9 protein-coding genes, 1 tRNA gene and 3 pseudogenes are annotated in these 11066 nt (G+C 69.8%); 7 read left to right on the top strand and 6 right to left on the bottom strand.

Features of this window, described 5'->3' with window-relative positions:
* Together AB0G84_RS30785 and AB0G84_RS30780 are read left to right on the top strand one after the other, a co-directional pair.
* Positions 1-408 (top strand): annotated as a pseudogene (locus AB0G84_RS30785) (RNA helicase); the annotation flags it as partial.
* 223 nt (positions 409-631) lie between these two features.
* Positions 632-707 (top strand) — tRNA-Lys (locus AB0G84_RS30780).
* A 143-nt stretch (positions 708-850) separates the two neighbouring features.
* On the opposite strand, the pseudogene AB0G84_RS30775 reads toward AB0G84_RS30780, so the two are convergent.
* Positions 851-2350, bottom strand: a pseudogene (locus AB0G84_RS30775) (site-specific integrase); the annotation flags it as partial.
* A complete protein-coding gene (locus tag AB0G84_RS30770; RefSeq protein WP_361328009.1) occupies positions 2347-2925 on the bottom strand; it encodes a transcriptional regulator in 579 nt (192 codons plus the stop codon). The gene AB0G84_RS30770 and the pseudogene AB0G84_RS30775, both read right to left, overlap by 4 nt.
* Positions 2926-3121: 196 nt before the next feature.
* Between AB0G84_RS30770 and AB0G84_RS30765 the strand changes: the two genes are divergently transcribed.
* From AB0G84_RS30765 to AB0G84_RS30745, 5 genes and pseudogenes are all read left to right on the top strand, one after another.
* Entirely contained in the window at positions 3122-3352 is a 231-nt protein-coding gene (locus AB0G84_RS30765; protein WP_119203663.1) for a hypothetical protein, read from the top strand.
* Between the two features lie 332 nt (positions 3353-3684).
* Positions 3685-4833: a DUF3631 domain-containing protein gene (locus AB0G84_RS30760; protein ID WP_361328131.1), complete on the top strand. Its 1149-nt coding sequence runs from the start codon at positions 3685-3687 to the stop codon at positions 4831-4833.
* A 184-nt stretch (positions 4834-5017) separates the two neighbouring features.
* Complete coding sequence (locus tag AB0G84_RS30755) at positions 5018-5824, top strand: DUF2637 domain-containing protein (RefSeq protein WP_361328005.1); 807 nt, start codon at positions 5018-5020, stop codon at positions 5822-5824.
* 363 nt (positions 5825-6187) lie between these two features.
* Positions 6188-6529 (top strand): MobC family plasmid mobilization relaxosome protein, encoded by a 342-nt coding sequence (locus tag AB0G84_RS30750; protein WP_361328002.1) that lies wholly within the window; start codon positions 6188-6190, stop codon positions 6527-6529.
* Positions 6530-6533: 4 nt separating this feature from the next.
* Positions 6534-8238 (top strand): annotated as a pseudogene (locus AB0G84_RS30745) (mobilization protein).
* Here the strand turns inward: AB0G84_RS30745 and AB0G84_RS30740 are convergent.
* From AB0G84_RS30740 to AB0G84_RS30725, 4 genes are all read right to left on the bottom strand, one after another.
* Positions 8215-9069 carry a hypothetical protein gene (locus AB0G84_RS30740; protein WP_361327999.1) on the bottom strand — a complete coding sequence of 285 codons (855 nt, stop codon included), beginning with the start codon at positions 9067-9069 and terminating at the stop codon, positions 8215-8217. The pseudogene AB0G84_RS30745 and the gene AB0G84_RS30740 sit on opposite strands and share 24 nt — an antisense overlap.
* 6 nt (positions 9070-9075) lie before the next feature.
* Entirely contained in the window at positions 9076-10248 is a 1173-nt protein-coding gene (locus AB0G84_RS30735) for a cupin domain-containing protein (protein WP_361327996.1), read from the bottom strand.
* A gap of 173 nt (positions 10249-10421) precedes the next feature.
* Positions 10422-10619, bottom strand: coding sequence for a hypothetical protein (locus AB0G84_RS30730; RefSeq protein ID WP_361327993.1), 198 nt, complete (start codon positions 10617-10619; stop codon positions 10422-10424).
* Between the two features lies 1 nt (position 10620).
* Positions 10621-11004, bottom strand: coding sequence for a DUF6415 family natural product biosynthesis protein (locus tag AB0G84_RS30725; RefSeq protein WP_361327990.1), 384 nt, complete (start codon positions 11002-11004; stop codon positions 10621-10623).
* Positions 11005-11066 lie beyond the last annotated feature (62 nt).

Below are 11066 nucleotides of genomic sequence, written 5' to 3'. Positions count from 1 at the left end.
CGTCGTGACCGTCGTGACGACCGTGGTGGTTTTGAGCGTCGTGACCGTCGTGATGACCGCTCCGGTGGTCGTTCCTTCGACCGTGACCGTCGTGACGACCGCGGTGGTTTCGAGCGCCGCGACCGCCGTGACGACCGTGGCGGCTTCAGCCGCGACCGCGGCGACCGTCCCAGCCGCCCGTTCAACCGTGACGACCGCGCCGGGGGCCGCCCGTCCTCCGGTGGCTACCGCTCCGCCGGCGGGGACCGGCCCTTCAACCGCGACGACCGCTCCGGCGGCCGCCCGTCCTCCGGTGGCCACCGCTCCGGTGACCGCCCCTACGGCCGCCGCGACGACCACCACCGCGGCGCCACGGCCGGCTCCTACGGCCGCCGCGACGACAAGCCGCGCTGGAAGCGCAACGGCTGACCTCCGGCACCTTCCAGGGCGGCCCCGGCGCTGATCCACCGGGCCGCCCGGACAGCCGCTCACCAGGGCCCGTACGCACGCAAGTGCCGTACGGGCCCTGTGTGTTGTGCGGGGGTGGGGGTCCGTGGGCCGGTCCGTCGACCCGTCCGCGGGGCCTGCCCGACCGGCCCGATCAACAATGCCTTCGGGTTGTGGAGGATCCTCGGGCTATGCTGCTCGGTGCGGGCCATTAGCTCAATTGGCAGAGCAGTGGACTTTTAATCCATTGGTTCAGGGTTCGAGCCCCTGATGGCCCACCATCATCGGTCGAGGAGACCTCCTCTGACCTGCAAGGCAGCGCCCCCATCGGCTCAGGCCGGTCGGGGCGTTCCTTCGTTTTCGGCTTGTGCGTGAGCGATGCGTGAGCGGGAGCGCCGGAGCCCTCGTCAATGCGCGTTACCCGGCGGGCCCTCGGAACGAGCTGCGCCGCCTTCTCGGCTATCTCACGATCGAGTTCGGGCAGCAGGCTCGTGTACGTGTCCGACGTCAGGGCGATGGTCGAGTGGCGCAGGACCTCCTTCACCGTGTGGATGTCCCCGCCGCCTCCGTGGGTCAGGGTGGCCGCGACGTGGCGCAGATCGCGGAGCGTGATCGGCGGAAGATCCGTGGACGCCAGAATGCGGCGGAAGGTCTCGGAGACGGTTTCCGGGTGCAGGGGCGAGCCGTCCTCCTGTGTGAAGACCTTGCCCGTGTCCTGCCACGCGGAGCCCCATGCCAGGCGCTCCGCGTCCTGCCGGGCCTTGTGGCCCCGCAGGACGGCCAGATTCAGGCTGTCGAGCGCGATCGTGCCCGCGCTGCCGTCGGTCTTGGGCTCGGACTCGTACGGTGCCCAGCCGTCCACCACGATCTCCTTGGCGGGAGTTATCAGCCCCTCCTCCAGATCGATGTCCGTCCATTCCTGACCGACGCCCTCACCGCGCCGCAGGCCACGTGTCCCCACGAGGTGGAAGAACGGGTAGAGCCGATCGGCCTCGGCGGCGTCGAGGAAGACACCGAACTGCGCCGGCGTCCACACCATGACGGGGCTCGGCAGGTTGCCCGTCTCGCGCCAGCGGCGAACGCGCTCCTCCGTCCAGAGCAAGGGCTTCGGCCGCTTGCCGGATTCGAGTTCGACGTGGGCCGCCGGGTTGAACGTGATGAGTTGTTGGGCGATGGCGGCGTTCAGGGCGGCGCGCAGGGTCCGGCGGATGGCCTGCCGGGTGGCCGGGCCGTTCAGCTTCCGGAACGGCTTCATCTCGGCCAGCTTTTGCTGCTCCTCGGCCAACCGTGCTCGCTCGGCGGCGGTGGGCCGCCCCGGCTTGCTCGGCTTGCAGCGAGCGATCTGCTCACTACGGGCCTGGTTCTCGGCCTCGATCACCTCGTTCTGGAGCACCATGGCATCGAACATCTCCACCAAGTGGCCGACGTGGAGACGGTCGAGGCGGATGTGCCCGATGCGCGGCTTGAGGTGGACGCGGATGTGCGATGCGTAGCCGTTGAGCGTCGTCTTGCGCCGCTTCTTGGAGGCGAACCACGAGTCGAGCCACTCCCCGACGGTGATGGTGCCGCGCAGAGCCAGCCCCGCCCTCAGCCGCCGATGGGTCTCCTCCGGCTCGGGCAGGGGCGCCTTCTCGTCGGCGATCTCCTCCAGCATGGTCGTCAGCCGCTCAGCGCTGTCCGGGTCGTCCTGGTCGACGAGAGCGAGGAGCGCGCGTAGGCGGTCCAGGTCGCCCTGTGCGGCCTTGAGGGACTCGTAGCCGGCGCGGCTGAAGGAGCGGCGGGTGCCGTCCTCGCGGGGCGGGAGTTCCTGGCGTATGGAGTACGAGCCGTGCTTGCGGCTGGTGAGCTTGGGGCAGTTCTTGCCGAGCGGCTTGCCGGTCTGGGGATCGCGGCAGTAGCAACGGCGGTGCGTGGAGCCCTTCAAAGGCGTTCCTCCAATGTGGTGTGGGTGTCGCCCTCGGACGGGTCGACGTCGGCCAGTGCGGATGGCAGGTCAGGTGGGGTGGCTCCGTCGTCGCGGAGGTCCCGGCGGAGATACCGGAGGTGGTACTTGGCGGACAGGGCCTGGTCGGCGAACTTGGCCCGTCTGCGTTCGGCTTCTTCCTGCTGCGCGTGGCTGGTTGCCGCTTCGGCTGTGAACCTCGCCCGTTCTTCCTCTTCGAGTGCGGCCAGGGCGGTGCTGACGAGCTTGGCGTGAGCCTTGAAGTCAGGCACCAGGCCCGCGTCGTGCCCGGGCACGTCCTGCTCGCCGGTGAAGCGCCGCAGGGCGTCCCAAGTGGGTACGAGGTCCTGGAACGGGAGTTCCTGGGTCCGGTCGACGTATCCGACCGGAAAGATCAGGCAGCCCGGGTAGGTCTCCAGGGCGGCGGCCAGGACCATGACGTCCACCAGCGGGAGGCTGGCCCGGCGTCCGGATTCCATGTTGGCGATCACGTTGCGCGGGATGGGATGCCCGAGGCTCTCGCACCGGTCGGCCAGATCCTGAGCGCTCCATCCCATCTCCTTCCTTCTCCGCCGGACTTCGCCGGCCACGTTGGCCTTGATCCGGTCCTCCCACTCAGGGAAGCCGTCCTCTTCATCATCGCGATCATGTTGTGTCACATTGACACATTAGCTTGTGGATCCTGGTTGGTAGACGCCTGGAGCCGGACGTGAGGGCCACGTTCGCCGAGGGCTGTACCGAAAGGGATGCCGCATGCGCGAAAACGCCGCTGCCGGACGAATGAACGGGATGAGCCGGGAAGATCTGCTTGCGCTTCCTGTCGCCGTTGACCTGGAGACCAGTAATCGCGCCTTGGGGCTCGGCCGGAGCAAGGGCTACGACCTGGCGAAGCGGGGTGACTACCCGTGCAAGGTCCTGCGGCTCGGCAATGCCTACCGGGTCGTCACCGCGGATCTTCTGGATCTGCTCGGACTGGCGGCGTGAAGGGGCGGCAGCGTAGCAGGCGGTTCTGCGTTGAGCTGACACAGAATCGCTGGACTGTTGGCGGGTGTGGACGTACGGTCCGTGTTCCCTCGCGATGGCCTGGTGCCCGCGAGACGGGACGGGGCCCCCGGCGGTGCAACGCCGGAGGCCCCAGCAACCCCGAACGGCCCGTCAAGAACCAACCCGGCGGTAAGGGCGTGCAAGCCCGCCACCGCCAGACGAGGAGCTGCCCCGTGGAACACGCGGGAGCCGAGCCCTATTCCGACCCCGACTCCGACAAGCCGGTATGGCCGCCTGTTGCCGTCCCCGGCCAGCCGAGTGACGCCCATTCTCTGCCGTCACCGGAAGAGCCGCCCACCGTCATACCCGACCCCGCCCCGGTCTCCGAGGGAGAGCAGGTGCTGACGGAGTTGCGGGAGCAGATCCGTCGGTACGTCGTGCTGCCGAGCGAGGAAGCCCTCACGGCGGTCACCCTGTGGGTGGCGGCGACCCATTTGCAGACCGCGTGGCAGCACGCTCCGCGGCTGGCCATCGTCGGGCCGGCCAAGCGGTGCGGCAAGTCGCGGCTCCTGGACGTGATCACCGAGACCGTCCATGACCCGCTGATCACGGTCAACGCCTCAGCCGCAGCGGTGTTCCGGTCGATCACCGATACCCCACCGACCCTGTTGGTCGACGAGGCCGACACGCTCTTCGGCTCCGTGAAGGTCGCGGAGAAGAACGAAGAGATGCGCGGCCTGCTCAACGCGGGACACCAGCGCAACCGCCCTACCCTCCGGGTCTCCGGCCCCAACCATGAGGTCGCGAAGTTTCCCACCTTCGCGATGGCAGCCCTCGCGGGCATCGGCGACCTGCCCGACACGATCATGGACAGGTCGATCGTCATCCGCATGCGCCGTCGCAGGCCGGGCGAGAAGGTGGCGGAATTCCGCACCTTCCGCGACACCCCGGCCCTCCACGCACTCCGCGACCGGCTCGCCGCATGGCTGGCACCGCTCCACGCCGAGGTGATGGAGCTGACACCGGTCATGCCGGTCGAAGACCGCGCGGCTGATACCTGGCAGCCGCTGGTGTGCGTCGCCGACCTCGCGGGAGGCCAGTGGCCTGACCTCGCCCGCACCGCCTGCCGGGTCATGGCCAAGCACGAGGCCGAGCAGGACCAGGACAGCAGCAGCCTGGGCATCCGCCTCCTGGCCGACATCCGCCGCGCCTTCGCCACCGAAGGCAACCCACCCGCGCTCCGCACCAGCCGCCTCCTCGACATCCTCAACCAGGACGACGAGACGCCCTGGCCGGAGCACACCGCCAGCGGCCTCACCCCTCGCGGCCTGCAGATCCTGCTCAAGGAGTACGGGATCAGCTCGGCCACCCGTCGCTTCCACGGCGGCGTCCAGGCCAAGGGCTTCACTCGACTGCAGTTCGCCGACTCCTGGGCGCGCTACTGCCCCGAGTCCACGCCGGATTCCACGACCGGCGCCTGACCCGGCACGACTCGTCGCGACTCGTCTCCACGCAGGTCAGCGCGGGGACGAGTCGGAGACCGACAACGAGTCGACTCGACATCACCGCTGCACCCGTACCTGCTCTGACCAGGCGGGCAACGAGTCGCGACGAGTCCCCCAGACCACGGCCACATCAGCCCCCCGGATCCCTGGAGCACCACGCTTGCCTGCACCGCACACCGCCCCATCCGCTTCCCCGGTGCCGCTGGCCGCCGCGATCCGCGCAGGTGTGGCGCTACTGGCTGTGGCGGCCTTCGCGCTCTCCTACGACGCCCTGCGTCAGATGGCCGCAGCCAGCCACATCCACCCGGCGCTCACCTACGCCTTCCCGCTCGTCATCGACGGGTTCATCGCCATCGGGATCGGTGCCCTGCTCACCCTGCGGGAAGCGCCTCTGTCCGCCCGCCTCTATGTCTCGGCGCTGGTCGGCATCGCGACCGCCACAAGCATCTGGGCCAACGTCCTGCATGCCATCCGCCTCAACGAGCAGGCCCGCCACACAGGACTTGCCCTCGACGACATCACCGTCGGCGTCATCTCCGCCATCGCCCCACTCGCCCTGGCCGGAGCCGTTCACTTCTACCTTCTCGTCGCCCGGCGCCCGACCGCCCCCGACACCGAGGGCCGCCGCCACAACAACAGCCAGACACACACCAGGGGAAACACGGCCAGCGCCACAGCACCGCTCCCCGCCACGAATGCCAAGACCGTGGATGAACCGGTCACCAAGCACGTGGCGGAAGCCGCGCACCAGCACGGCAGGCCCGGAGGCAACCAGCCAAGCCTCTCCCTGGAAGAGGCCATCGACATCGGCCGCGCAGCCCCCCTCGGCCGGGCCGGGCGCATCTCGCGCCGCAACGTCGAAAAGGCGATCCGCGACAAGGGATTCGGCATCTCCCGCAGCCGCCTGGATGAAGTCAAGAACCTCCTGCAGGCCGAACTCGACCAGGCCGCCGCAGGTACCGGCTGAACCCCATGTCCCACGTCACCCCTGCCCGCCTCTCCCGCGCAGCAGCACGAGAGGGGCGGGCCCTCACACGCATCACCACTCGCAGGAGCCCACATGCATGACGCAAATGACGAACTCGAACTCCCCTCGCCCCAGCAGCGGATGACCACCGCCCCAGCTTCAGACGCAGCAAGTTGTCGGGTAAGGAGTCCTTACCCGGCCTCTGCCCCAGGGGAGGCGGAGGCATCCGGTGCCGAGGGGGCGCCGGAGTCGGCCGGCCCAGGGGAGCCGACCGAGGGAGGGGGCAGTCAGTCCTCGCCGAGCGCACCGCAGACACCTGCCCCTAGTCGTCGTCTGCGAGAGCCGCAGCTGCGTGAGAAGCGTGTGCACCCCCGCTACAGCGACGACGAGTTCAACCTCCTCCAGGAAGCCGCTGGCCTGAGCCACATGGCGCTCGGTGGCTACGTCGCCGAGTCGTCGCTCGCCGCTGCCCGCTCCGACGACCCCACCGCAGCCGTCGCCGACTACCGCGCCGCGGTCAAGGCACTGATGAGCGCCAACGGACAGCTCGGCAAAATCGGCAGCAACCTCAACCAGCTCACCCGGCACCTCAATGAGGACGGCGCCTGGCCCCACCACGACCTCGTCCAGCGACTCCTGGAACGCGTCGAGGCATCCATCGCCCGGCTGGACACCGCCATCGACCGCGTGACCACGGGGCGGTGAGCCGGTGATACCCAAGATCATCCTCGGCAAGGGCCCACACGCCACACGCCGCACGATCGGCTACCTCTTCGGCAAGGGCCGGGCCAACGAGCACACCGACCCCCACCTGGTGGCCTCCTGGAACGGATTCGCCCCCGACCCCGGCCGCAGCCCGCACCGCAACCCCAAAGACGTGGCGGACCAGCTCGCCACACAGCTCGACCAGCCCGTACGGATGCTCGGTGAGAAGGCCCCGAAGTTCACCGTGTGGCACTGCCCCGTCCGTGCCGCGCCCGAGGATCCGGTCCTGACCGACGAGCAGTGGGCAGATGTGGCGCGCCGGATCGTGGCTGCCGCCGGCATCGCGCCTGACGGGGATGAGGGGGCGTGCCGGTGGGTGGCGGTGCGCCACGCGGACGACCACATCCACATCGCCGCCACATTGGTGCGCCAGGACGGCCGGCGCCCGCGCCGCGACCACGACCAACGCGCTGTCCAGAAGGAGGCCCGCAAGATCGAAGTGGACTACGGGCTCAGGCGGCTCAAGCCCGGCGACGGCACCGCGGCAAAGCGCCCGACCAGCAAGGAGCACTTCAAAGCCGAGCGCCGGGGCCAGGGCGCCACGGCTCGCGAGGTCCTGCGCCTGCGGGTACGCCGCGCGGTGGCAGCCGCGTCCAGCGAGGCCGAGTTCTTCGCGTTGCTGGAGGCGATGGGCGTGACCGTGCGGCCGAAGACCGGGCCCTCCGGCGACGTCCTCGGCTACAGCGTCGCCCTGTCCGGCGACCTCAACAAGCACGGCGAGCCGGTGTGGTTCTCCGGCTCCACGCTCGCAGGCGACCTCCCTGCCCAAGATGCGCCAACGCCTCGCCGACACCGGCCCCGAGCCGATCGCCGTCCGGCCGGGCAATCCGTGGCACCAGGCTGCCGCCGCCACCGAACGCATCCCCGGCCATCTCACCCGCGGCGACGACCATGTGGCCCAGGGACAGTTGGTCGCGCTCGGCACGGTCCTGGACCTTCTGCCGATCACCGCCCCGTCTGTGGCGAAGGCCGAACTGCAGCAGGCCGCAGCTGCCTTCGAGCGCGCCACCCGCTCCCGGATCACCGCCGACCGCGACAGTGCACGCGTCCTGCGCCGCAGCGTCCAAGCCATCTGGAGCCATCCCGATACGGCAGGCGACGGGTCGGGCCCGGCGATGTTGCTGGACGCCGCGCTCACCGCAGTGGTCTTCGCGATGCACTGGCACCGCAAGCACCAGCACGCCCAACAGGAGGCGGCGGCCCAGCAGGCCCTCGCCCACCTCCAGGCCGCCTACGGACCGGTCGCCGAACCCGTACTTCGCGACCTCGCCCGCCGCGCTCCCGGCCAGCAGACCAAGCACCGCTACGCCCACCACCTCCAGCAGGCCATCCCCGAACATGCCGAGCGCATTGTGGAAGACCGGGCCTGGGACGCACTCACCACCGTGCTCGCCGAGGCAGAGGCAAGGGGACACAACGCGGCCACGGTCCTCGACCAGGCGCTCAGCCAGCGCTCCCTGGACGACGCCCGCCACCCCGCCCGCGCACTAACCTGGCGCATCCAACGCCTCAGTCAGCGCCACGCCCCTGGCCCTCGCGCACAGGCCGCCATGGCCCGCAGCACCGCGCTGCAGCCCACCGTGGCGGCCGCCACCGCAGCAGCGGTCCCGTCCTCGCAACAATCATCAACCCGACGGCGCCGCCGCTGAGCGTGAGCCCTTCAGGCGACTGAGGTGCTGCCGTACGCCGTCGGCCAGTTCGGCGTAGAAGGGCACACGTGCGGCTGCCTGGAGGATTTCCGTGCAGGCGGTCAGTTCGCCGATCCGGCCGGCCGGGGTGTCCAGTACGTGGGCGAATTCCTTGCGGATGCGTTCGGCGACGTCCGGCGCCGGCAGGGAGTGCAGGTAGAGGGTCGCGGCGTCGTAGCCGAGGGGCGCCGTGCCCCAGCCCTCCCAGTCCAGGAGGGTCAGTGCCGGGCCGGTGAGGTTGGCCCAGTGGAGGTCGCCGTGGGCTGTGGTCCAGGTGATCTCGCCGGGGGTGATGCCGGTGAACTCCGGTACGCGGCGCCGGATGTACTGCTCGCGCACCGCCTGGCGGCTTGTACCGACGAGTGCGATGTGCGCCAGGGCCCGGTGGAGGTCCTGCCACCAGGTGTCCGGGAGATCTGCCTGGCGGTGGAGTACCGGGCTCTTGGCCACCGGCGGCGTCGTGACGAACTCGTAGTGCTCCGCCCGGTAGTCCCAGTCGTCTGCCGACCAGTCGGACAGACCGAGCAGCCGGGGCCGGGGCACCGCGGGCGGCAGGGACTGTTCTGCCTCCCGGGGGCCTTCCCACAACTTCCCGCCGCTCTTCCCTTGAGGGTCGCTCACCAGTCGCAGCCATGCGACACCCGTGGGCGTGTGGACGGCCCCGGACAGCGTCCTGCCCGCGTATCCCCACACTTCTCCGCCCGTGGTCTCGACGAGGCCCATCAGGGCACAGGCGTGCCCGCGGGCGGAGAGCATGCGGTCCCTGACAGCAGGCTCAGGGGCAGTGAACATCGTCGGCTACCTTCTCCGGCTGACGGCGGCGACACCGGCCTCGACCAGCTCGGAGACAAGGGCTGCGACGTGGCCGACGGGGAGCCCGGAGCTTACCGACAGTTCGCCCAGGGTTGCGGTGGTTCCGTTCAGAAGGAGCTTGATCACAGCGAGGACCGGACGGCTGAACGTCCACTCCTGGCCGCCGGCGCTGAACACGACGTGGCCGATCTCGTCCACGCCGTACCAGGCTCCGGCAGCGGTGAGCCGGACACACAGGCTCTCGTCCGCGGGGATGCCGTCCACGAACGGCAGTGACGGCATCGGCCGACCGGGATCAGTGCTCCCTCGGGCGTTGATGAATTCCTCGATCACCCCCTCGTGCAGGCTGTCGGTGAACTCCTTTCGCAGGGCTTGGAGATACGTGGTCCGTTCGTCCGGCGGGGCGAAGTACGGCAAGCTCGCACGGACGGTGTTCGAGACCCGCAGCTGGTCCGCGAGCCAGGACAGGAGGTCTGCTCCGGTGGTGGGCTTGAGGCCGCAGGTCAGGTGGAGGGACCGGCCCTCGGTGGCGGCCACGGCGTGCCACCACCCGCGGGGCAGATAGAGCATGTCGCCGGCCTGGAGGACGATCTCTGCGACCGGGGCCCCGGTTGGTGGATCGGGGGCCTCGGTGTCGACGCGCAGCGGGTCGATCCGGGTGGCGCCGTAGATTTTCCACCGCTTGGCGCCTTCGAGTTGGACGACCACCACATCGTGATCGTCCCAGTGGACGCCGAAGCCTTCCTTCGGAGTCCATGAGGCGTAGAGGTTGACCTGCACATCGGTACGGAAGTGCCGCTCCAGTGCGGTCGCGAGGTCTTCCACGCCGGGGTGCAGTGCGTCCACGGCGTCCAGGACGAGCGAGGCGCCTTCCTTGAGCTGGTGGTGCAGGTTGGCGGGCTCGATCCGGTGCCAGACCGTGTGGCGCTTGGACACCACGGAGTGGGAGTAGCTGTGTTGCGGGATCTGGCTGCCGTCGTTGAAGAGCCGCAGCCGTGGGGGTTCGAGGCGGTGCCGGGCGATGATCTCGTTGAGGTCGTCCCAGGTGAACAGGTCCGAGAAGTCGGCGACGCGCGCCCAGAGGCGATAGGTGCGGCCGAACGCCTCGGCGGGGAAGTCCCCGCCGAGGCTCCGGACCGCCGAGGAGATGGCGGTCATTTACGGCTCCGATCAGTCGTTGCCGTCGCCCTTGCCGGTGCCGCCGCCGTCGCTCAGCCGGTCCTGGCTGCGGGCGGCCTGCACGGAACGCTTCGAGACGATCAGGTCATTCATCGCGTGTTCCTTTCTCTCCGGTTCTCCCACCGGGGTTCCGGCGGGAAATCTGTGGGCGCCTAGACGGGTGGCGCCGGGTCGGTGTCGGGTGCGGAGACCGGGGCTGTCAGGGTGTGGTCCGCGTCCTGCTGCACGGTGACGGCCAGGAGCGTGAGGGTGGCCGATGCACCCAGCAGCCACAGGCGCCCCAGCCAGACGTCCAGCCGCGGCTCCCCGCTGCGGTGGCGGCCCCTGGCTCCGTGCTCGGGCCACGTCACCTCACGCCCCCTGTTCGTGGTGGATCTGGCGGAGCAGCTGCTGGACGGAGCGGGCCAGCGACTGAAGGCGACGGGCGGCCGACACCAGCCCCTCGCCGGGCCCGGCCCGCAGCTGGAACTGGGCGTTGTCGATCTGGGCGTGTTCCCGATACCAGGCGACCTCGCCCGGCCGGTGCTCCTGGACGTGCTCTTCGGCCTGCTCGATCAACGGGCCGAGGTGCCCCTTGAGCGTGTCGATCAGCCCGAGGACCTCGTCGTACGGGGGAAGGACGATGGTGGAGCGCAGAGCTGCGGCGATGTCCGCCTGGATCTGGTCGATGCCGTCGGTGCCCGTCGGACGCAACTGACCTGGCATCGGCTGCTGATCGGCGCGGGTGGCATCCATGGTGCAACTCCTCGAAGACGGTGGTGGTAGTCACCGCCGCCAGGGGCGAGGAGAGGCCGGCC

It is taken from the genome of Streptomyces sp. NPDC020742 (assembly GCF_040641675.1).
Lineage (GTDB): Bacteria > Actinomycetota > Actinomycetes > Streptomycetales > Streptomycetaceae > Streptomyces.
The sequence above is the reverse complement of the archived record's forward strand: the minus strand, read 5'-3'. Positions and strand labels throughout refer to the sequence as shown.